At 62.3% G+C, this 20,919-nt stretch carries 19 protein-coding genes; 12 read left to right on the forward strand and 7 right to left on the reverse strand.

Going from position 1 to position 20,919, the window contains the following annotated elements:
• Window positions 1-83 precede the first annotated feature (83 nt).
• The 3 genes from HF955_RS08130 to HF955_RS08140 form a co-directional block, all read right to left on the reverse strand.
• Window positions 84-389 carry a UrcA family protein gene (locus tag HF955_RS08130; RefSeq protein ID WP_291079050.1) on the reverse strand — a complete coding sequence of 102 codons (306 nt, stop codon included), beginning with the start codon at window positions 387-389 and terminating at the stop codon, window positions 84-86.
• A gap of 108 nt (window positions 390-497) precedes the next feature.
• A complete protein-coding gene (locus tag HF955_RS08135) occupies window positions 498-680 on the reverse strand; it encodes a hypothetical protein (RefSeq protein ID WP_027836855.1) in 183 nt (60 codons plus the stop codon).
• Between the two features lie 366 nt (window positions 681-1,046).
• Window positions 1,047-2,585 carry an FAD-binding domain-containing protein gene (locus HF955_RS08140; protein WP_291079051.1) on the reverse strand — a complete coding sequence of 513 codons (1,539 nt, stop codon included), beginning with the start codon at window positions 2,583-2,585 and terminating at the stop codon, window positions 1,047-1,049.
• An 86-nt stretch (window positions 2,586-2,671) separates the two neighbouring features.
• Between HF955_RS08140 and HF955_RS08145 the strand changes: the two genes are divergently transcribed.
• The 4 genes from HF955_RS08145 to HF955_RS08160 all read left to right on the forward strand — a co-directional run bounded on the left by HF955_RS08145 (window position 2,672) and on the right by HF955_RS08160 (window position 6,944).
• Window positions 2,672-4,153 (forward strand): glycosyltransferase family 2 protein, encoded by a 1,482-nt coding sequence (locus tag HF955_RS08145; RefSeq protein WP_291079052.1) that lies wholly within the window; start codon window positions 2,672-2,674, stop codon window positions 4,151-4,153.
• A gap of 117 nt (window positions 4,154-4,270) precedes the next feature.
• A complete protein-coding gene (locus HF955_RS08150) occupies window positions 4,271-5,485 on the forward strand; it encodes an acyl-CoA dehydrogenase family protein (RefSeq protein ID WP_027836857.1) in 1,215 nt (404 codons plus the stop codon).
• A 2-nt stretch (window positions 5,486-5,487) separates the two neighbouring features.
• Window positions 5,488-5,811: a hypothetical protein gene (locus tag HF955_RS08155; protein ID WP_027836858.1), complete on the forward strand. Its 324-nt coding sequence runs from the start codon at window positions 5,488-5,490 to the stop codon at window positions 5,809-5,811.
• Window positions 5,808-6,944 (forward strand): acyl-CoA dehydrogenase family protein, encoded by a 1,137-nt coding sequence (locus HF955_RS08160; RefSeq protein ID WP_291079053.1) that lies wholly within the window; start codon window positions 5,808-5,810, stop codon window positions 6,942-6,944. The genes HF955_RS08155 and HF955_RS08160 overlap by 4 nt, the downstream gene beginning before the upstream one ends.
• A 75-nt stretch (window positions 6,945-7,019) precedes the next feature.
• Here the strand turns inward: HF955_RS08160 and HF955_RS08165 are convergent, their stop codons facing one another.
• The gene (locus HF955_RS08165) at window positions 7,020-7,448 is read right to left on the reverse strand and encodes a DUF2853 family protein (protein ID WP_291079054.1); all 429 of its coding nucleotides are present in this window, start codon (window positions 7,446-7,448) and stop codon (window positions 7,020-7,022) included.
• Window positions 7,449-7,728: 280 nt separating this feature from the next.
• On the opposite strand from HF955_RS08165, the gene HF955_RS08170 reads away from it, so the two are divergent.
• The 8 genes from HF955_RS08170 (at window position 7,729) to HF955_RS08205 (ending at window position 17,431) form a co-directional block, all read left to right on the forward strand.
• On the forward strand, window positions 7,729-9,324 hold the full coding sequence (locus HF955_RS08170) for an FMN-binding glutamate synthase family protein (RefSeq protein ID WP_291079055.1): 1,596 nt from the start codon (window positions 7,729-7,731) through the stop codon (window positions 9,322-9,324).
• A 181-nt stretch (window positions 9,325-9,505) separates the two neighbouring features.
• Entirely contained in the window at window positions 9,506-10,900 is a 1,395-nt protein-coding gene (locus HF955_RS08175) for a trehalose-6-phosphate synthase (protein ID WP_291079056.1), read from the forward strand.
• Window positions 10,897-11,631, forward strand: coding sequence for a trehalose-phosphatase (gene otsB, locus HF955_RS08180; RefSeq protein WP_291079057.1), 735 nt, complete (start codon window positions 10,897-10,899; stop codon window positions 11,629-11,631). The genes HF955_RS08175 and otsB overlap by 4 nt, the downstream gene beginning before the upstream one ends.
• A complete protein-coding gene (locus HF955_RS08185) occupies window positions 11,628-13,394 on the forward strand; it encodes a glycoside hydrolase family 15 protein (protein ID WP_291079058.1) in 1,767 nt (588 codons plus the stop codon). The genes otsB and HF955_RS08185 overlap by 4 nt, the downstream gene beginning before the upstream one ends.
• A gap of 90 nt (window positions 13,395-13,484) precedes the next feature.
• Window positions 13,485-14,918, forward strand: coding sequence for a circularly permuted type 2 ATP-grasp protein (locus tag HF955_RS08190; protein WP_291079059.1), 1,434 nt, complete (start codon window positions 13,485-13,487; stop codon window positions 14,916-14,918).
• Window positions 14,919-14,920: 2 nt separating this feature from the next.
• Complete coding sequence (locus HF955_RS08195) at window positions 14,921-15,862, forward strand: alpha-E domain-containing protein (RefSeq protein WP_291079060.1); 942 nt, start codon at window positions 14,921-14,923, stop codon at window positions 15,860-15,862.
• A 3-nt stretch (window positions 15,863-15,865) separates the two neighbouring features.
• On the forward strand, window positions 15,866-16,666 hold the full coding sequence (locus tag HF955_RS08200) for a transglutaminase family protein (RefSeq protein ID WP_291079061.1): 801 nt from the start codon (window positions 15,866-15,868) through the stop codon (window positions 16,664-16,666).
• Window positions 16,667-16,699: 33 nt separating this feature from the next.
• Window positions 16,700-17,431 (forward strand): proteasome-type protease, encoded by a 732-nt coding sequence (locus HF955_RS08205; RefSeq protein WP_291079062.1) that lies wholly within the window; start codon window positions 16,700-16,702, stop codon window positions 17,429-17,431.
• Window positions 17,432-17,447: 16 nt separating this feature from the next.
• Here the strand turns inward: HF955_RS08205 and HF955_RS08210 are convergent, their stop codons facing one another.
• Genes HF955_RS08210 through HF955_RS08220 form a run of 3 tightly spaced genes read right to left on the reverse strand, consistent with a single transcriptional unit; the run spans window position 17,448 to window position 20,537 of the window.
• Entirely contained in the window at window positions 17,448-18,407 is a 960-nt protein-coding gene (locus tag HF955_RS08210) for an alpha-L-glutamate ligase-like protein (protein ID WP_027836868.1), read from the reverse strand.
• Window positions 18,404-19,936: a UUP1 family membrane protein gene (locus HF955_RS08215; protein WP_291079063.1), complete on the reverse strand. Its 1,533-nt coding sequence runs from the start codon at window positions 19,934-19,936 to the stop codon at window positions 18,404-18,406. Before HF955_RS08215 ends, HF955_RS08210 begins: the two co-directional genes overlap by 4 nt.
• Window positions 19,929-20,537, reverse strand: coding sequence for a RimK/LysX family protein (locus HF955_RS08220; protein WP_291079064.1), 609 nt, complete (start codon window positions 20,535-20,537; stop codon window positions 19,929-19,931). The genes HF955_RS08215 and HF955_RS08220 overlap by 8 nt, the downstream gene beginning before the upstream one ends.
• Window positions 20,538-20,919 lie beyond the last annotated feature (382 nt).

Genomic DNA, 20,919 nt, shown 5'->3' on the forward strand with positions numbered 1-20,919 from the left:
AAACGCCCTGCCAGAGGGGCAGGGCGCAGATCCGGGGCGGCAGGCGGTTCTGGAGAGGCGGGATACCTGCCGGTCCGGAGGGATCAGCTGTAGGTGAAGTGCGCTTCGGTGAAGTTCGCATCGCCGACATGAGCGACGATTTTCTTCATCGTCTGGCGCTCGCACTGGCCGACCACATAGGTCTTGGCGAAGTGGAAGTCTTCATGCTCGGCAACGCAGCGTGTGTGCACTTCGTCGCGGACGCGGCTGTATTCTGCACGGGCGCCTTCCACGGTTTCCAGCTGGGTGCGGTTCAGGTCGATTTCCATCTGGAAGTCGTCCGAGGCGGCAAAGGCCGGTGCGACAGCGAGGGAAGCGGCAAGGGCGATGGCGGAGAGAGAGCGGATCATGACAGGTGTCCTTTCAAGGGGTGAGTGACGTGCGGTTGAGGGGGGGCAGGTGGCCGGCGCCGCATCCGGTCAGGGGAAACCGGGGATCGCGGCACCGGCCGGGCAGGCCTAGCGAGCTTCGCGGCGGGCGAAGCGGCGGCGGCGGCGGACCAGGAGATTCTGACGACCCTCCGCTTTGACATCATTGGCCGGCCGGGTCCGGTGAGTTGCCTCTCCGGTCATGATGGAGAGGGCCATCATGCCTTGCTCGGCGGTTGCGGCGATGTCGCTCTGACGGGCGCGGGGGGTCATGTTTTCAATTCCTTCTGGCTTGGTTTGGGTGTCCTTGGCGGGACCATCCCGCCGCCGACATCCTCAATCTAGGGAAGGAATTATCGAAAATCAATAAGTTTTTATCGAAAAATAATAAATCAGAGCAATTTCAAGGCGCTAAGATTTGTTGATTATCGATAATTATGGTCCGGAGCGAAGTCAAGATCGATGACATCGCCTTACACCGAATTCATGTCAGGCCATTTCAGACCGTTTCAGGCGTGCTCAAACCGGGTCACACCGTTTCAGCCTGTCTCCATCCATGTCCCCCGGCGTCCCCGCGCTTCATCACACCGGTTCAGCCCGTTCCGGCAGGCAGCCGCCCGATCCGGCTGGCCACCGGGATCAGGCATGCCCCTGCAGATCGAAACTGAGCTGGACCGGCCCGAGCGCCGGACGCGCCGCCCGCGCAGTTTTCCGGCGGACGGATGCGGACCGCATGGCCGGCCGGGGCGCAACGTTCCGATAGGGCAGATCCGGCAGTTCCTCGACCGGACACAATCTGTGACGGGCTTCCCGCGCCGCCGCCATGTGATCAACCATGCGCATCGGATAGGTCTGGCCGAATATGATTCCGTGCCGGGCCAGTACGGATTTCGGCGCCTCCCACGGCGCATGAAGCCAGGAGTCCGGCAGGGCTGCGAGTTCGGGCACCCATTTCCGGATAAAGGCCCCGTCAGGATCACGGGCAAGTCCCTGGCGGACGGGATTCGGGATATAGGCTGGACGTCCGCCGGAAATGCCGATGACCTGCCGGGCATTCACCTCAAACAGGGCAGTATCATAATCAAGGCTCAGCCGGGCCATTGTCCGGCATGGTGCATCCGGCCGCAGCCAGAGATGACAGGTTGCAAAGGACAGGAGCAGTTCTCTCAGTCCCGCATCCAGCGATCCGGTCTCGCGCAGGCACCGCATGCCGGCATCCAGGATCGGGAAGCCCGTCATGCCGGTGGCCCAGACCGCAAGGCGGGGATCAGACCCGGCCACGGCAGGCCGGTCATGCGGATCGTCTTCCAGCCGGGTGGTCAGCCGGCGAAGCGGCAGGCCGGCCGCGGAGGCGCGCATGCGGGCCCGGCGCTCGAGGTTCCCGGCGAACCGATCCAGGGCGGCGGCAAAGGTCGTGTCCCCATCTGCGAGCAGTGCAGCACGGGCCTTCATGGCACCTTGCCAGGCTTCGCGCTCCGACAGGCAGCCGAGCGCCAGATAGGGGGACAGGGCGGATGCCGAGGCATGCCGGGCGCTTATCGACAGGCCGGCCTTGGCAGCGTCTCGGCCTGCGCCGCCCAGAAACCGGCGCAGATTGAGGATCGCCCGGGTACGTCCCCCGGTCTGGCGGTCAGCGCAGGGCGTGTCCTCAAGCCCGAAATCGGAGGCACAGGGCCAGGGGTCCGAGGGCAGGGACATGGGCGGCAATCTGTCCGGCGCTGCCAGCCGGCTGCGCTTCATGTCATCCTGCCAGGCTTCCAGGGTGAATTCCGGCGATACAGGATGCCCGCCGCCCATCTCCCGCAAGGGGACGCCCGCGCGCATCGCCCAATTGCGGATATCCCGATCACGGCCAGCACTGCCGGCCGGCGAGGGGGCGCCATTCATGTAGAGGGCGGCGATGCCGTGACGGGCATGAAGACCGGACAGGATTTCACAGCTGGGACCGATGCGCAGGCATAGCTGGCTGCCGCGCCGACGTAGCGCATGATCCAGATCAGCCAGCGCCTCGATGAGGAAGTCGAATTGCCGGACAGATGCTTCCGGCGCGTGCCAGTCCTCCGGATCGATCACATACAGGGGCACGACATCCCCTGCCGACGCACAGGCAGCGGCGAGCGCGGCATGATCGTGCACGCGGAGATCTCTGCGGAACCAGACGACATGAAGATCACTCATGGAACAAAGATAGAACATTAGGTGAAAATGTCCAGTCCCTTCCCACCACATTCACATTCATTGCGAATTCGAAACGGATTCAACTTATGGTTTCTGGCACATGCATCCTGTTCGCGTTTTATGCGGCCATGGGTGCAGATGGGGTCTGGGCGCGGGATCGCTTCCCGCAACACTTGTTCGATACGCTGGCTGAGCCGCCGCCTGATCCGGCGCTGGCGAACCGGGCCGCGGAAGGCTTCCCGTCGCGCTTTGTCGGCCTGTCTGCCAAGACCGGCCTGGTGCGTGGTCAGGCCCGCCTTGTCGGACGGGCCCTCACGGTGCTGGGCATTGCCGGACTGGTGGCGACCGGCTGGACGGTGACGGCTCTGGCCTGGGCGGGGTTCGTCCTGTTTGCGCTGGTCATGGCATTCCGCTTCGGTCTGACGATGCTGGGGGGAAGCCGGACCCATCTTCTGACCGATCCGGTGTCGGTATCCCTGCTGCTGCCGCGCTACACGATCCTGATCGCCCTGAAGGACGAGGCGGCCTGCATGCCGCAATTGTCGCGTGCCCTGATGTCGCTCGACTATCCGCGTCACCTTCTGGATGTGAAGCTGCTGCTCGAAACCGGGGATGCGGACACCAAGGCCGCCATTCATTCCCAGATCTGGCCCGAAGGCACGGAAGTCCTGGTGCTGCCGCCCGGCTGTCCGCAGACCAAGCCGCGCGCCCTCAATTACGGCCTGTTGCGCGCCCGCGGGGCTTTCGTCACCGTCTATGATGCCGAGGACAGGCCCAATCCGGGCCAGTTGCTGGACGCGGCGCGGCATTTTGCGTGGAATCCACAGCTTGCCTGTATCCAGGCGCCCCTTGTCGGCAATGTCCGGGGCGCCGGCTGGCTGGCGCGGCACTGGGCGCTTGAATATGCCATCCAGTTCAACCGGTTGATGCCGGCGCTGGCGCGGCTCGGCCTGCCGATCGCGCTGGGCGGGACGAGCAATCATTTCCGCAAGGCAGACCTCATGGCGGTCGGAGGATGGGATGCCTGGAACGTCACCGAGGACGCAGATCTCGGCCTGCGGCTTGCCCGGCTCGGCCGAAGGATCGGCGTGATCGCGCCGGCGACGGTGGAAGTGCCGCCCGGAAAGCTGGATGTGTGGATCGGGCAGAGGTCGCGCTGGCTGAAGGGCTTCCTGCAGACCTGGCTGGTCCTGATGCGCGATCCTCAAGGGGCCATCAGCTCCATGGGCGTGTCAGGCTTCCTGTCCATGCAATTGATGCTGGGGGGAACCATCCTGTCGGCGCTGGTGCATCTGCCCTGGCTGGTCTGGTGCCTTGTCTGCCTGCTGAGCCCCGAGGCGGAGGTGAGCCTGTTCAGCTGGAGCGCACTGGGATTGTCCTGGACGCTGGGCATGGCCACGGCGCTGAGTGTACCGCGCAGCGCGTTCGGGGCGCGGCTGCGGGATCTGCTGTCCGTTCCGTTCTATTGGCCGCTCCAGTCCGTGGCGGTGCTGCGCGCGCTCTACAGCCTGGCGCGGCGGCCGCATTACTGGGTGAAGACCCCGCATGAAGCCCCGTCTTTTCCCTGACCGAAGCCGGGGCCCGGCCGGGCAGGGGGGCGCCTTCTAACGCAAGGTCAGAGCTTGGCGCTGCCTGCTGATAGGCATAAGGTCGGCCCATCTACCGTTGCCCCGCAGGAGTCCGATATGGCGTATGATGAATCTGTTGATCTCGAACAGTTTCGCGCAGAAACGCGCGAATGGCTGGAGGAGAATTGTCCGCCGTCCATGCGCACGCCGATGAAGGATGACGAGATTGTCTGGGGCGGAAAGCGCGAGACCTTCAAGAACCCCGAGGCCAAGGTTTGGCTGGAGCGGATGGGCGAGAAGGGCTGGACCGCCCCGGAATGGCCCGCGAAGTATGGCGGCGGCGGCCTGAGCCGGGCCCAGAACCGCGTGCTGCAGGAAGAACTGCGCCGCATCAAGGCCCGCCCGGCCCTGTTCTCCTTCGGGCTCTGGATGTTTGGTCCGGCCCTGCTGGAATTCGGCAATGAAGAACAGAAGCTGCGCTTCATTCCGGACATCGTGAAAGGAAAGACACGCTGGTGCCAGGGCTATTCCGAACCGGGTGCGGGCTCTGACCTCGCAGACCTTCAGACGCGGTGCGAGGACAAGGGCGATCATTATCTGATCAATGGCCAGAAGGTCTGGACCTCCTATGCGGACAAGGCCGACTGGATCTTCTGCCTCGTGCGCACCGATACGAGCGTGAAGCATGAAGGCATCAGCTTCATCCTGTTCGACATGGAAAGCGAAGGCGTCGAGGCCCGCCCCATCCTGCTGATCTCCGGCGAGAGCCCATTCTGCGAAACCTTCTTCACGGATGTGAAAGTGCCGAAGGACCAATTGGTCGGCGATGTGAATGGCGGCTGGAAGATTGCCAAACGCCTGTTGCAGTTCGAGCGCTCCTCCATCTCTGCCGGCGGATTTGGCGGCACGGGAGGCTCCGGCATTCTGGGACCGGAAGAATATGCCAAGATGCATATCGGCACCGATGGCGAGGGCCGCCTGATTGACGGGGACCTCCGTGGACGGATTGCAGACCACAAGATGTATGCCAAGGCGTTCAATCTGACGGTTCAGCGTCAGGCCGAACAGGCCAAGGCGGGCCAGCAGGTGGGCCATACGGCATCCATCCTGAAATATGGTGCAGCGAAGATGAACCAGGACCGGCACGAATTGCTGGTCGAAGCGCTCGGCACGGAAGGCCTCGGATGGCAAGGGGAGGGCTTTGATCCTTCCGCGAAGAAGGTCACGCGGCAATGGCTGCGGTCCAAGGGCAATTCCATTGAAGGCGGCACCAGTGAGATCAACCTCAATGTGATCTCCAAGCGTGTGCTTGGCCTGAAGGACCACCAATAGGCATGACATCCACACAGGTCATCCTCCTGTTTCTCGGCACGCCCTTTCTGGCGGGAGTCCTGGCTCCCTTCTTTCGGGGACGCTGGCCGGTGCAGGCGGCTGTGTGGATGCTTGCGCTGCTGTCGACCCTGATTGTTGTCTATATCTGGGCCGGCATGGAAGCAGCGCGATTTGAATTGACAAATATAAGGCTGGCGCTCGCGGCCAGCGCCCTGTGGAGCACATCCGGCCTGGCTGGCCTGCTCGTGGGGCGTGAGGCGGAAAATGTGCGGCGCGTTGCCAGAAACACCAGGGACAAACGCAAGGCTTCGGAGATATTCAGATGACATTCCTTTTGACGGAAGACCAGGAAATGCTGCGGGACACCGCCATGGCTTTCGCCCGCGATGAACTGCCGGTGACCCGGCTGCGGTCCCTGCGGGATTCGGGCGCCAATGGCGTCGACCCCGAGACGCGCCAGAAACTGGCCGAACTCGGCTTCTTCGGCGTGATCATTCCGGATGAGCCGGGCGGCGAACATTTCGGCCTGGTCGGCCTGGGCCAGATCCTGGAAGCGCAGGGCCGCACCCTGGCGGCGACGCCCGTGCTGCAGACCGCCCTGATCGCTGCCAGCGCCCTGCAATTGGGAGGCAGCGCCGAACAGCAATCCGAATGGTTGCCGAAAATTGCCGGCGGCGAGACGAGCTTCGCGCTCGCCCTGGACGAGACTGCGCATTTCAATCCGCTGGGCGTGGCCACGGAAGCCGAGCGCAACGGGCAGGGCTATACGCTGAACGGCATGAAGCGGTTCGTGCCGGATGCGCACCATGCCGACATGCTGATCGTGGTGGCGCGCACTTTCGGTGAAGCCGGCGACCGGCACGGCCTGACCCTGTTCCTGGTTCCGAGGGATGCGAAAGGTGTGTCGATCCAGACGCTGAACTCGGTTGATTCCCATGGCGCCGCGCATGTCACGCTGGAAGATGTCATCGTGCCGGACAGCGCCGTGATCGGGGCCGTCGACAAGGGTGCCGACATTCTGGAGCCGGTGCTGGACCGCGCGGCAATCGGCCAGGCCGCCGAAATGCTGGGCAGTGCGCAGGCCGCCTTCGACATGACCCTGGAATACCTGAACAGCCGCAAGCAGTTCGGCCAGCTCATCGGGTCGTTCCAGGCGCTGCAGCATCGCGCCGCGAAGATGTTCACGGAACTGGAACTGACCCGCTCCTGCGTGGCCGCAGCCCTGGCCGCCGTCGATGCCGGCAAGGACACGGTTCCGGAACTGGCAAGCCTGGCCAAGGCGCGTGCCAGCGACCTGGTTCACCTTGTCTCGAATGAATGTGTGCAGATGCATGGCGGGATCGGCATGACCGATGATGCAGATCCGGGCCTCTACATGAAGCGCGCGCGTGTGCAGGAAGCACTGTTCGGGTCGGCCAGCTGGCATCGCGACCGGTATGCCCGTCTTGCCGGTTTCTGATCCGGTCTGCCCTGAAACGAGAAAAGCCGGGAAGGTCTGACCTTCCCGGCTTTTTCAATTTTGCAGGTCGCCTGGCTAGCCCTTCAGGACAGAGCCTTTCTTCAGCGCCTTGGCGATCAGGTAGTACATGACCGGGCGATGCTTTGCGCGCACGGATTTTCCGTACTTGGCAACGGCATCCGCAATGGCGGCGTCGGCCTTGGCTTCGTCGGTCACGCCCAGCTTCTTTGCAATGAAGCCTTTCTTGATGCGGCCGAGTTCTTCCTTGTCCGATGCCGCAACCGTTGCGGAGTCTGCCTTGTAGATGGTTGGTCCGCACGCTTTCACGGCGGCTTCCAGCAGAGCCATGTCGGAGCGGGTTTCACCCACCTTCTCCTTCAGGTCCGTGGTGTATTTCTCCATCAGCACTTCCTTCGGAGAAGGTGCCTTGGCAGGCTTGGTCGTTTTCGGTGCAGCAGCTTTCTTGGGCGCCGCGGCTTTCTTGGCTTTGGTTGCTTTTGCCATGGGAGTGTCTCCTCAATGGGCCCGCCGAACGGGCGTTTTTGACTTTACGCAGCTAACAACACGAATCAGTTTGAAACGCAGTTCGAACACTGACCCGTTTTTCCACAGCCTGCCAACCCCTTTTGCGTAGTATTCCCGTGTCATCCGTATCCTGAATACAGGTATTCCGATGTCGCCGGCGCGCCCTTGTTCGTAATGCAGGCAGCAGACTTGTTTGATTGACGCCTTGCAGCAAGTAGAAGACATCTGGATAGAAGACTGGCTGAGAAAAGAGGGCTGCATGCTCAGATATCTACCATGGCTCGCGACCGTTCTGCTTCTGGGGGCGAGCCTTGCCCTGATGCAACAGCATGGCTGGCTGGCCTATGTTGCGATGATCCTGGCGCCGTTTGCGCTGACCGGTCTGTATGATGTGTTTCAGCGTCGGCACACTCTGTGGCGCAACTATCCGCTGATGGCGCGTATCCGGTGGATTGCGGAAGAGCTGCGCCCGTTCCTGCGCGCCTATATCGTCGAGAGCGAGACCGAAGGGCGGCCCTTCAACCATGAAGACCGCGCCATGGTGTATCGCCGGGCGAAGGATGTTTCTTCGGTGGAACCGTTCGGCAGCCATCTCGATGTCGACAAGCCGCCTTATGAATGGCTGGCGCATTCCATTGCGGCGCGGCATCCGGAGGAAACCGATCCGCGTGTGAGGGTGGGGGCTCCGGGCACCGCGCAACCCTATGCGGCGAGTGTGTTCAACATCTCTGCAATGAGTTTCGGATCGCTCGGGGCGCATGCGATCGAGGCGCTGTCGACCGGCGCGCGCCTTGGCGGTTTCTATCACGATACGGGCGAAGGCGGCGTGTCGCGCTATCACCGCGCCGGCGGGGGGGATCTCGTCTGGGAGATCGGGTCGGGCTATTTCGGCTGCCGCGCGGCGGATGGCTCGTTTGATGCGGCGAAGTTTGCGGAGACGGCCCGGGACCCGCAGATCAAGATGATCGAGGTGAAGCTGAGCCAGGGCGCGAAGCCTGGCCATGGCGGCGTGCTGCCGGGGGAGAAGGTCACGCGCGAGATTGCCGAAGCGCGCGGCATTGCGATTGGAGAAACCTGCGTGTCGCCGCCGGCGCATACGAGTTTCTCCACACCGGTCGGATTGCTGGAATTCGTGTCCACCCTGCGCGACCTGTCCGGCGGCAAACCGGTCGGCATCAAGTTCGCCGTCGGCAATCGCTGGGAGACGCTGGCGGTCTGCAAGGCGATGCTGGAGACCGGCATGCGGGTGGACTTCATGGTGGTGGATGGCGGGGAAGGGGGTACCGGCGCAGCGCCGTCGGAATTCCTGGATCATGTCGGCGCGCCACTGCGCCAGGCGCTGGTGCTGACCCGCAACGCGCTGGTGGGCACCGGCCTGAAGCAGGATGTGCGCCTGGCGTGCTCGGGCAAGCAGATCAGCGCGTTCGCAATCGCCTCCTCCATGGCGCTCGGGGCGGACTGGGTGAACACGGCGCGCGGCTTCATGTTCGCGCTGGGATGCATCCAGTCGCTGAATTGCCACAACAATACCTGCCCGACCGGCATCGCGACCTCCGACAGGGGACGCCAGCGCGGTCTGGTCGTGGCGGACAAGGCGGTCCGCGTCAGGAATTTCCACCACAACACGGTCAAGGCGCTGATGGAGGTGGTGGGCGCTGCGGGCTGTGACCATCCGGCAGAGCTGACACCCCGGCATGTCATGCACCGGGTGACCGAGGACATCGCCTACACGGCCGAGCGGGCCTATCAGCTGGTGCAGCATGAACAATTGCTGCGCGCGCCGCAGGAGACGCAGCTGGCCGATGAATGGCGCCTGGCGCAGGCCCACAGCTTCGCGCCGGCGGGCCAGTCCTGAACCTGTGCAGGGCAGGCGGCCGGGGCGAAGACTGATAAAATGACGGAACCGCCTGGCGCGGCGCCGTATTTGACAAGGTGCCTGCAAAGCAGGCAGGGCCATGGTTTCTGCAGGGGCAAGCCGGGCCCCGGCATTGGGAAGGGAGTGGCGCCGCGCTAGACCGGGCCGGACAGGAAGGGCAATGACAGACCAGACATCGTCACAAGCATCGCGATTGATCGCCGTGTCGAACCGGACGGCTGCCGGGCAGGAAAGCCGGGCTGGTGGACTGGCCGTGGCCCTCTGGGACACGCTGGCAGACACACGGGGACTGTGGATCGGCTGGAGCGGCCGCATCCTGGACTTTCCCAGCAGCCGCGCAAAACGAAGCGAGGAAGACGGGGTCGAGTTCGCGCTGACCGACTATTCCCGTGACCAGTATGACGGCTTCTATCTCGGCTATGCGAACAGCGTGCTGTGGCCAGTGATGCACAACCGGATCGATCTCGCCGTCTTCGATTCCGCCTTCTATCGCTACTATGTCGAGATCAATGAGAAGTTTGCCGACATCGTGCAGCAGCAGGCCACGCCGTCAGACATCGTCTGGGTGCATGACTATCATTTCCTGTTGCTGGGCGACATGCTGCGCGAAGATGGCTGGACCGGGAAGTGCGGTTTCTTCCTGCACATTCCGTTTCCCGCGCCGGAAGTGTTCCGTGCCATCCCGCAGCACCGCAAGCTGGCGCGTGGCCTGTTCGCCTATGATGTGGTGGGCCTGCAATGCGGCAAGGATCTCGCAAACCTTGCCCAATACCTGGAAGAGGAATTCGGGGCCGAGGAATTGCCGGACGGCCGGTTCAGGGTCGAAGACCGGATCGTGCACCTGCTGCACTGCCCCATCGGCATCGACAGCCGGAGCTTTGCCGAGGCGGCCACGGCGGAACCAGCCACGCTTGCCGCGGCGCGCCTGTCGCGCTTCCTGGGGGATCGGGACCTGGTCATCGGTGTAGACCGGATGGATTATTCCAAGGGCCTGCCGCAGCGGTTCGAAGGCATGGCCAAACTGTTCGACCGGTATCCGGACCTGCACGGACGCATCTCGTTCACGCAGATCGCGCCACCTTCGCGGTCCGTGGTGGAGGAGTATGCCCAATTGCGCGAACAGCTCGACGCGCTCTCCGGACGGATCAATGGCGATTATGGTGACCTGGACTGGATGCCTATCCGGTATCTGGCGCGGGGATATGATCGCGAGGAAATTGCCGGTCTCTACCGCCGCGCCAAGGCCTGTCTCGTCACGCCATTGCAGGACGGCATGAATCTTGTTGCGAAGGAATTCGTTGCGGCGCAGGACCCGGAAGATCCGGGTGTTCTGATCCTGTCGCAATTCGCCGGTGCCGCGGAACAGATGAAGGAGGCGATCATCATCAATCCCTATGACAGTTCGGCAATTGCGGAAGCGGTCAAGCAGGCCATTGAAATGTCCCGAGAAGAGCGCTGCATGCGTTGGCAGAGCCTGTATGAGAACATCATGTCGCAAGACATCCACTGGTGGCGGACACGCTTCCTGACGGCCTTTGACGAGGTGCCCGCATGACCCAGCTGCTGTCGACCCCACCGCAGCTTGATCGCTCAGTCGCCCTGTTCCTGGATTTCGACGGTACCCTGTCACCGCTTCAGGATGATCCGGACGCCGTCTTCCTGGAGCCCGGCATGGACACTGTTCTGGCGCGCCTCTCCAGCATTCTTGACGGCGCTGTGGCGATCCTGTCGGGCCGGGATCTTTCAGACTTGTCGAAACGGGTGCCGCAATCGCTCTGGCGATTTGGCAATCATGGCCTTCGTGCAGCGTCGCCGGGCACGCCGGCAGGGGAGGTCGCAGCGCCTGCGCCGGCAGACCTTCTGGCGGACATGATGGCCATTGTCACGGCATATGATGGGGTTCGACTCGAAGAGAAAGGGCCTGTGCTTGCCGTGCACTACCGGGCGGCCCCGGACCGCGGCGCGATGCTGACAGAGAAGCTTGGCGACGTCATAAGTAGGTATACAGATTATTCGCTGCAGTCCGGCAAGATGGTGCTGGAGGCAAAGCCGAGCGGCGCAAACAAGGGCGTCTGCCTGCGCCGTGCGATGGAGACGGAGCCCTTTGCCGGGCGCACGCCGGTCATGATCGGTGACGACCGGACAGACGAGGACGCGTTCGGCATGGCCCGGCAGCTGGGAGGCTGGGCCGTGAAAGTGGGCCCGGGCGAGACGCAGGCAGGATATCGGCTGGAATCGCATCGCGATGTTGCGGCATTCCTCAAACAGGCATTGGAAACATCATGAGTCTCGATCTTGGCGTTGTCGGAAACGGAACCATTGCAGGCCTGATCAATGCGCGCGGCGATTATGAATGGTTCTGCCTGCCGCGCTTTGACGGCGAACCGGTTTTCAACAAGCTGCTGGGGGGCGGTGGCACGTTCAGCGTGTGGATGGAGGGCCTTGCCAAGCGCAGCCAGACCTATGACCGCAACACGGCCATCCTGCGAACACGGATGGAGGCGGAGGACGGTTCCATTCTCGAGATCGTCGATTTTGCGCCGCGCTTCCAGAACAAGGGCCGGACCTTCCGGCCCGCAAGCCTGGTGCGCCGGTTTGAAGTGCTGGCTGGTGCGCCGCAACTGACCATCTCGCTGACACCGGAAACCGGTTGGGGCGAACGAAAGCTGAGACCCATTCGGGGGGTGAACCATGTCCGGTTTGCCGATGAGGAATTTTCGTTCCGCGTGACAACGGATGCACCGGTTTCCTACATTCTGGGCCAGACCAGCTTTATTCTCGACAAGGATGTGACCTTCATCCTGGGGGCGGACGAGTCCCTGACAGACTCACCGGGCGTCATCGGACGAGACTGGGAAGAACGCACCCGGCAATACTGGGCCAAATGGGCGCGCAGCCTGGCGGTACCGTTCGAGTGGCAGGATGAGGTGATCCGCGCAGCCATCACGCTGAAACTGTGTGTCTTCGAGGAGACCGGCGGCATTGTCGCGGCCTTGACGACGTCGGTTCCGGAACATGAAGGATCATCCCGCAACTGGGACTATCGTTTCTGCTGGATCCGCGATGCCTACTTCACGGTAACGGCGCTGAACCGGCTGTCCGGCATGGGAACACTCGAACATTACATGCGGTGGGTACGGAACATTGTGGCGCACTCCAAGGGGGGGCATATCCAGCCTGTCTACGGCATTGGCCTGGAGGCAGACCTGACCGAGGACATTGCCGAACACCTGCCGGGCTTCCGCGACAGCGGACCGGTGCGACGCGGCAACCAGGCCGCCGAACATGTCCAGCATGACGTGTATGGGCAAGTCGTGCTCGGGGTGGCGCAATCCTTCTTCGACCATCGCCTGCTGGCGCGACCCGGCATTGCAGAATTCGAACAGCTTGAGCCTGTCGGCGAACGCGCCTTTGCCGTTTATGACACACCGGATGCCGGCATCTGGGAATTCCGTACCATTGCACATGTCCACACGTCTTCCGCCATCATGTGCTGGGCGGCGTGCGACCGGCTCTCCCGGATTGCCGACCGGCTGGGCCTGGACAATCGGACAACCTATTGGCGGGAACGGGCTGACATCATCCGTGCGACCATTCTCGACAAGGCATGGAATCCGGATGTGGGAGCGTTCACCGCCGCCTTTGGCGGCACCGATCTGGACGCCTCGGTTCTGCTGATGGCCGAAATCGGGTTCATCCCGGCCGACGATCCCCGCTATGTGGGAACAGTCGACGCCGTCGACCGCGACCTGCGGGAAGGCAACCATGTCTACCGCTACAAGGTCGAGGATGATTTCGGCAAACCGAAGACCGCCTTCACGGCCTGTACGTTCTGGTTCATCGATGCGCTCTACCGGGTCGGCCGCATCGACGAGGCGCGGGAGATGTTCGAAGCGGTTCTGGCCACGCGCAATCATCTCGGTCTCATGTCCGAGGATGTCGATCCGGAGACCGGGGAGCTCTGGGGTAATTTCCCGCAAACCTATTGCATGGTCGGAATCATCAATTCCGCGGCGCTTCTGAGCAAGCCTTGGGCAGCCGTGACCTGAGCCTGCACGGAAATTGACGTTCCCATACCGGCGCGGGTCCGCCTGAAGCGCCCGGTTGATGCCTGAGCGGTCCTGTGCGTTGCTCGATGCATGGCTGGAAGCGATGGTATCTTCGATGAAATGCATGGCTTCGGGGACGAGGTCAGGCCGCCTTATGCGGGCTATAGCGGCTGGTTCGACCGGACCACGCCCTCCGCCCTGCTGAAGAAGTCACGCGATGCGCAAGCCGTGTTCCGGCGCACGGGCATCACATTCAATGTCTATGGCGAAACGGAAGCGGATGAGCGGCTGATCCCGTTCGATCTGGTGCCACGGATCATCGGCGCCAGTGAATGGGCGTTGCTGGTGCGGGGGATCGAGCAACGGGTCCGCGCGATCAATGCCTTCCTGTATGACATCTATCACCGTCAGGAGATTGTACGGGCCGGCCGCCTTCCGGAACACCTGATCCGGGACAATGATGCCTTCCTTCCGAAGATGATCGGCTTTGACCCGCCCGGCGGCATCTATACCCATATTGTCGGCATCGACCTGGTGCGGACCGGTCCGAACGAATTCTTTGTTCTGGAAGACAATGCCCGCACCCCGTCAGGTGTTTCCTACATGCTGGAAAACCGCGAAACCATGCTGAACATGTTCCCGGAACTCTTCGCCCAGATTCCGGTGCAGCGGGTTTCGGGCTATCCGATGGCGCTGCGCCGGTCGCTGGAACGGTCAGCCCCGGTGCAAAGTGCCGGCAGCCGTCCCACCGTGGCCATCCTGACGCCCGGCATTCACAATTCGGCCTATTTCGAACATGCCTTCCTGGCAGACCAGATGGGCGTGGAACTGGTTGAAGGCCATGATCTGCGCGTTGTGGACGGCCGCGTGGCAATGCGCACGACGCAGGGGTATGAGCCAATCGATGTGCTTTATCGCCGAGTGGATGACGATTTTCTTGATCCCTTGAATTTCCGGCCGGATTCCATGCTGGGCGTTGCGGGCATCTTTGATGTGTACCGGGCCGGGGGCATCACGATTGCGAATGCGCCGGGCACCGGCATTGCAGACGACAAGGCGATCTATTCCTATATGCCGGACATCGTCGAATTCTATACCGGCCAGGCGCCGCTTCTGAAGAATGTGCCGACCTGGCGCTGCGCGGAGCCGGACGCGCTGGCCTATGTGCTGGACCATCTGGAGGATCTTGTCGTCAAGGAAGTGCACGGGTCCGGCGGGTATGGCATGCTGGTGGGGCCCGCAGCCAGCAAGAAGGAGATCGCGGCTTTCCGCAAGAAGCTGGAAGCGCGGCCGGGAAACTATATCGCGCAGCCGACCCTGGCCCTGTCGACCGTGCCCGTCCTGACACGGGGCGGGCTGTCGCCGCGCCATGTGGACCTGCGCCCGTTTGTGCTGGTTTCGGCCGACGGGGTGGACGTCACACCGGGCGGGCTGACGCGCGTGGCGATGAAGAAGGGATCTCTCGTGGTGAATTCCAGCCAGGGCGGCGGCACCAAGGACACCTGGGTCCTGAAGGAGGGATAGGCATGCTGGGACGGACCGCATCGGGCCTGTTCTGGATGGCCCGCCTTCTGGAGCGCGCGGAGAATGCCAGCCGACTGGTGGAGGCGGGGTTTCGCATGGCCCTGACACGGTCGCAGCCAGGCGAGGAGGAATGGCGATCGGTGATCGTCACGGCAGGCTGTTGCGATTCCTATCTGGCCCGGCACGAATCCATCTCCGGTGGCAAGGTGGCCGATTTCGTGCTCCGGGACCGGAGCAATCCGTCGAGTGTCATGTCGGCGCTGCATGCTGCGCGCGAGAATGCCCGCATGACCCGTACCGCGCTGACCCGCGAAATGTGGGAAGCGATCAATGATTTCTGGCTGGCCGTTCAGGCCGCCTTGAAGCGGACCCCCTCGGAGGCGGACCTGCCGGACATCCTGGCCATGATCCGGCAGCAGGGCGCGCAAGTGCGCGGTGCGACCACGGGCACGATGCTGCGCAATGACATCTACAATTTCGTGATGCTGGGCATCATGAGCGAGCGGGCAGACAATACGGCGCGGATCCTGGATACCAAGTATTATGTCCTTCTGCCGTCCAGCGCCTCGGTCGGGTCGTCGCTCGACAATGTGCAATGGGAGATGATCCTGCGGTCCGCCTCCGCACAGCGGTCATTCCACTGGCTGAACGGCGGAAACATCACGCCACGGACGATTGCGGACTTCCTGATCTTCGACAAGCGGATGCCGCGCTCGCTGGCCTATTGCTATGACACGATCAGCTTCCAGCTCGAATGCCTCTTCCGGCAATATGGCCAGCGCCTGCCGGCTCACGATCTTGCCGCCTCGCTGGAGGCAAGCCTCACCGCCACGACGATCCAGAATGTGTTCGACGAGGGCCTGCACGAATTCCTGTCCGATTTCCTGCGGCGCAATGCAGCGCTCTCGCAACAGATCGAAAAAGATTACCGGTTCACGGAGTAGGGCATGCGTCTGACTGTCGATCACACTTCGACCTATACCTACGAAAGCGGCGTAGGTTATGCCTTGCAACAGGTGCGCAAGCGGCCGCTCAATCTGGCGTCACAGTCGATCCTGTCCTGGGATCTCGTGCTGGAGGGCGCGCGCCGGGAAACGGGCTATACCGACCATCACGGAAACCTGGTGGATTTGATCCTGGTCGAGTCCGACACGCCGAGCGTGTCCGTGAGCGTGCGCGGGGAGGTCGAGACGCATGACACATCCGGGGTGACGGGCGGGCACCGGCAATTGGTGCCGCTGTGGCTGTATCGGCGGCCGACCCCGCTGACGGCGCCGGCGAAGAATCTGCGCGCGCTGGTCTCCGGCATTGGCGCGAGCGAGACCGCCGATGTCGGCGTGCTGCACGAGCTGATGGCCGAGATTGCCGCCCGCATCCGCTATGAGAAGGACCAGACCGATTCCCGCACAACGGCCGAACAGGCACTGGAGGCCGGGCAGGGGGTCTGCCAGGATCATGCGCATGTCTTCATCGCGGCGGCGCGGCTTCTGGGATATCCGGCGCGCTATGTCAGCGGGTATCTGATGATGACGGACCGCATCGAGCAGGAAGCCGGACATGCCTGGGCGGAAGCCTGGGTGGACGGGCTCGGCTGGACCGGGTTTGATGTCTCCAATGGCATCTGTCCCGACGCACGCTATATTCAGATCGCAACCGGGCTGGACTATGATGATGCCGCGCCGATCCGGGGGCTGGTCTATGGGGCGGGGGACGAGAATCTCGTCGTCTCCATACAGGTTCAGCAATAGGGTCGGTGTCAGGCGCGAACGGAGACATTTCAGGTGACATATTGCGTGGCGCTGCGGCTGGACCGGGGGCTCATCTTCATGTCGGACACCCGGACCAATGCCGGGATCGACAATATCTCCCGGTTCCGGAAGATGTTCACTTGGGAGGTTCCGGGCGAGCGCGTCATCACCATCCTGACGGCGGGCAATCTGGCCACGACGCAGGCGGTGATCAGCCTGCTGGAAGAACGGATGAAAGCCCCTGAAGAGCGCAATCCGAGCATCATGGCGGCCGATACGATGTTCCAGGTGGCGCGCTTGGTCGGCGACACGCTGAAGGAAGTCATCCGCACCCAGGGCAATGACGGGCCGGATGCGGAAGCAAAATTCGGCGCGACCCTGATCGTGGGCGGCCAGATCGCCGGCATGGAGCCACGGCTGTTCATGGTCTATCCGGAAGGCAATTTCATCGAGGCGAGCGACGAGACGCCCTTCTTCCAGATCGGCGAGACAAAATATGGCCGACCGATTCTGCTGCGGGCCTTCCGCCCGGACATGACGTTCGAGGAAGCGGTCAAGCTGCTCTATGTGTCCTTCGACTCGACCCTCAAGGCGAACCTGTCGGTCGGCATGCCGCTGGACCTGCAGACGCTGGAGGAGGGATCGTTCCAGGTGGGCCAGTCGCGCCGGATCAATGAGGACGATCCCTATTTCCTGACGGTGTCCTCACGCTGGGGCGATGCGCTGAAGCTCGCCTTCGATTCCCTGCCGGACTATGAGTTCTGACGCCGCCTGAGCCCGCTCAGACGGGTTCGGGAACATGGTTGCGATAAAGCTTGCGCGCGAGGTCCACCCGGGCAAGTGCGTCCATGCCTTCGGTATCGGCTTCCAGCGTGGCCTTCAGCAAGGGGCGGATGCCCATCCGGTTGGCAACCTGGATAGCCAGGCCCGGACGTGCATTGAGTTCCAGCAGCAGCGGCCCCTTGGTCTTGTCCAGAACGATGTCTGCGCCGAGATAGCCGAGGCCGGTCACGTCATAGGCCTTGGCGGCCATTTCCAGCATCGTGTCCCAATGGGGGACCGAGAAATTCCGCAGCGGGTTTGCCGTGTCCGGGTGAATGTCCGTGGTCTTGCCGTTCTGCATGCCGCTTAGTGTCTTGCCGCTGACAAGATCCAGGCCTACGCCGACGCCGCCCTTGTGCAGATTGGCCTTGCCGTCCGACTCGGCCGTCGGCAGGCGGACCATGGCGACGGCGGGGATGCCCCGCACGACGATGATGCGGATGTCCGGCACTCCGCCAAACGAGATCGGGTTGAAGATTTCGTCGAACTTCACGCGATACTCGAACATGGCCACGTCCGGCTGGCCGCTGAGGCTGTACATGCCTGACAGGATATTGTTGACGTGGAAGCGGATGTCCTCGAGCAGTGCCCGCTGGCCATTGGAGCGGCGCCAACCGCCCCGCATCGGCTCCATCAGAACCTGGATTCCGTTCCCCTGCGAGCCATTGGCCGGCTTGATCACCACACCATCCGGCTTGTCGAGATAGGATTCGAGGTGGCGCATGTGAAACGGATTGGCGATCACTCCATACAGTTCCGGCGTGGGAATGCCGGCGGCGATGGCCAGCCGCTTGGTTTCGCGCTTGTCATCAACCAGCCGGATCAGCTTGCGCGGATTGAGCTCGTTGACGAGCCGCAGGTTCCGCTCGTTGATGCCGAGCAGTCCGGCGCGCCGCAAAGCCCGATAGCGTCCGATCATTTCCGCGTGTCCAGTTCCCGGAAACGGATCAGCTCGCTGAGCCGCAGACCGGTGTATTTGCCCATCATCAGGCAGATGGCCATGATGACGAGGAGCAGTTCGGGGAAGTTGAACATCAGATATTCAACATGCCGGTTGGTCATCACCAGATAGGCTGCGGCGGCCACGAGAAGGCTGCCAATGCCCTGCTTGATGGCTTCGGTCGGGGAGTATTCCTCCCAGGCGATCGACATGCGCTCAATGGTCATGGTCAGGATGACCATCGGGAACAGGGAGATCGACAGGCCGATCCGTTGACCATTATTGGCCATGATCTGTGCGATGACTGCCATGCAGATGACGATGAAGACAACGACGGTGGCCAGCCTCGGCACAAGCAGCAGTTTGAGCTTCTCCAGATAGAAGCGAACGGCCAGCCCCAGAACGATGAGGGCAGTGAACAGGATGACGCCATTCACCAGGGCGGTTTCGCGGAAGGCGATGCCGATGAGCACCGGCATGAACGTGCCAAGGGTCTGCAGCCCGATGAATTGTCTGAGGAAGACCAGCATCAGGATGCCGACCGGAATGGTCACGAGCACCTGATAGACCAGTTGGGTCGTGATCGGCAGGCGGTTGAACGAGAACCATTGCATGGCCGAGCCTTCATCCTTGGCCACACGCTGAACGACATCCGCCACGGCGGCATTTACGGGTTGAAGGCTTACCTGAAGTTCCAGATCGGAGATGCCCTCGGCGCGAATGAAATCCTTGGTGCCGTGCCAGATGGTGAAGAACTCGTTCGGGTCCGGTCCGGGGAAGTATCGGCGGTCGCTGCCATCGGCATGGTATTCCAGCCAGTGCCGGATTTCCGCGCGGCGGCGGGACTGGTCAAGGTAAACGCCATTGGCGACGCGGGCAGGAATGCCCTGGCTGGTGAGGACGTCGCGGGCCAGCGCAAGGCGTGCGATCTGGCGTGGCAGGGCGGGGGACAGGAGGGCTTCCACCTCGTCCACATCGCCATCCACGAAGATTTCCTCCAGAACAAGGTCCGCCAGGGATTCATCGTCGGCAGAGCGGCGGCGCAAATCGGTGGACCAGACGAGGAACGCCTGGCGTTCAAGATCATTCTCGGTTTCCGGCGCCGCGCGGCGCAGCTTGCGGCGCATGCTTTCCGGCAATGGGCTGGCCGTTGTCTCTCCCAGCAGGCGGGCGCGATAGCGCAACACCTTGCGGTCATTCGGGTACCGGTAGGTCCAGATGGCCGTCCGGCCTTCTTCCTCGCGCGAATTCAGGCGCAGGCCGAAGGCACCATTGTAGAATTGCTCCTGCGAGACCCGGCGGTTTTCGCTGTTGGACGGGATGTAGGCCTCCAGCCGCACAGGCTGGTTGCTTGTGTCGAAATCCAGATAGATCTCGAAATCCCAAGTCGTTGTCTGCGCGCCGGGGGCGAGCGGATAATCCAGTTGGAACACTTTTGTAGCAAAGATTCCAAGCCCGATGGCGGCGAGGATCAGCGCCAGAAGTCTGGTATGTGTAAAACTATTCACGGTCGTCGTTTTCGCAGCTGCCTTCGGCGATGAATGTCGACGAGGAATCGACCAGCACTCTGGATGCCATGAATTCACGCCCCACAAGGAAGTCGTATTCGAATTCTTCCCGGTCGGCCAGATTAACTTCGGCCAGACCACTGACTCCCCCGATGCATAGCGGGAGGTGAATAACCGGGCGGCGGATCGTGCCGCCGGTCTTCAGCTTGATCAGTGCAAAGCGGCGGACATTCTGGTCGTACCGGACGGTGCGGCCATTCTTCCCGACCAGCCGGAAGCGAACCCAGTCATCCTTGCCGGACTTGTTGTAGATATGGACATCGCGCGCGAAGACAGAGCTGGAATCGGCCCCCGTATCCAGCTTGCCCTTCATTTCCAGTCCGAGCTTGCCGACAAAGACGTCCTCGACATAGCCCATGACGGCAATGTCGTCGGTCCGATCGCGGCTGTCTGCGGTGGCGGAGACGGCAGGCAGTGCGAGAATCGCCGCCGCGGCTACGACATGTCTCAGATATTTCACGCTGGTATATTCCTCTAGCCTGAGCTTGGCGCCGATGGACGCCTGGCAGATGGCGAATGCCCGAACTTTGATATGGATCACTAGGTGGTCCCAGATTGGGACGCAAGGGTGCCCTGATAGTTCCCTCATTCGCTCGTTTGCGTGTCAAAAACCTGATTTCATGGCAATTCTGTGGTCATGGCGGGGATCGTCTGTGGCCCGGGCCTTGCAACGCGATAAGGTGGTGCGCAGCGGCTGTTCCAGTACCGGTCGAAAATTAACCAAGAATAGAAATAAAAAAAATATCTATTTCAAGTTGCGTTCTGAATTCCTGACAATAGAGTAATCTTCGGAGGGAGAGAGCTTCGGCTGTCTCGGTAACGCTGCTGAGGGCTTTTGACACCTTTCCGGAGGTGCGCTTCCCTCAATTGTGCGCGCGGCTGAGTCGCGCAGGGGCCCCGCAGAATGCGGGGTGAGTGAGCAG

The sequence above is a fragment of the Hyphomonas sp. genome, assembly GCF_017792385.1.
Classification (GTDB): Bacteria; Pseudomonadota; Alphaproteobacteria; order Caulobacterales; family Hyphomonadaceae; genus Hyphomonas.

Coding starts and splice junctions, on each gene's coding strand:
- HF955_RS08200 (WP_291079061.1), top strand. CDS start 15,866: ATGCGTCTGACTGTCGATCACACTTCGACCTATACCTACGAAAGCGGC.
- HF955_RS08135 (WP_027836855.1), bottom strand. CDS start 680: ATGACCCCCCGCGCCCGTCAGAGCGACATCGCCGCAACCGCCGAGCAA.
- HF955_RS08140 (WP_291079051.1), bottom strand. CDS start 2,585: ATGAGTGATCTTCATGTCGTCTGGTTCCGCAGAGATCTCCGCGTGCAC.
- otsB (WP_291079057.1), top strand. CDS start 10,897: ATGACCCAGCTGCTGTCGACCCCACCGCAGCTTGATCGCTCAGTCGCC.
- HF955_RS08160 (WP_291079053.1), top strand. CDS start 5,808: ATGACATTCCTTTTGACGGAAGACCAGGAAATGCTGCGGGACACCGCC.
- HF955_RS08170 (WP_291079055.1), top strand. CDS start 7,729: ATGCTCAGATATCTACCATGGCTCGCGACCGTTCTGCTTCTGGGGGCG.
- HF955_RS08155 (WP_027836858.1), top strand. CDS start 5,488: ATGACATCCACACAGGTCATCCTCCTGTTTCTCGGCACGCCCTTTCTG.
- HF955_RS08165 (WP_291079054.1), bottom strand. CDS start 7,448: ATGGCAAAAGCAACCAAAGCCAAGAAAGCCGCGGCGCCCAAGAAAGCT.
- HF955_RS08145 (WP_291079052.1), top strand. CDS start 2,672: ATGGTTTCTGGCACATGCATCCTGTTCGCGTTTTATGCGGCCATGGGT.
- HF955_RS08195 (WP_291079060.1), top strand. CDS start 14,921: ATGCTGGGACGGACCGCATCGGGCCTGTTCTGGATGGCCCGCCTTCTG.
- HF955_RS08190 (WP_291079059.1), top strand. CDS start 13,485: ATGGCTGGAAGCGATGGTATCTTCGATGAAATGCATGGCTTCGGGGAC.
- HF955_RS08150 (WP_027836857.1), top strand. CDS start 4,271: ATGGCGTATGATGAATCTGTTGATCTCGAACAGTTTCGCGCAGAAACG.
- HF955_RS08130 (WP_291079050.1), bottom strand. CDS start 389: ATGATCCGCTCTCTCTCCGCCATCGCCCTTGCCGCTTCCCTCGCTGTC.
- HF955_RS08210 (WP_027836868.1), bottom strand. CDS start 18,407: ATGATCGGACGCTATCGGGCTTTGCGGCGCGCCGGACTGCTCGGCATC.
- HF955_RS08175 (WP_291079056.1), top strand. CDS start 9,506: ATGACAGACCAGACATCGTCACAAGCATCGCGATTGATCGCCGTGTCG.
- HF955_RS08185 (WP_291079058.1), top strand. CDS start 11,628: ATGAGTCTCGATCTTGGCGTTGTCGGAAACGGAACCATTGCAGGCCTG.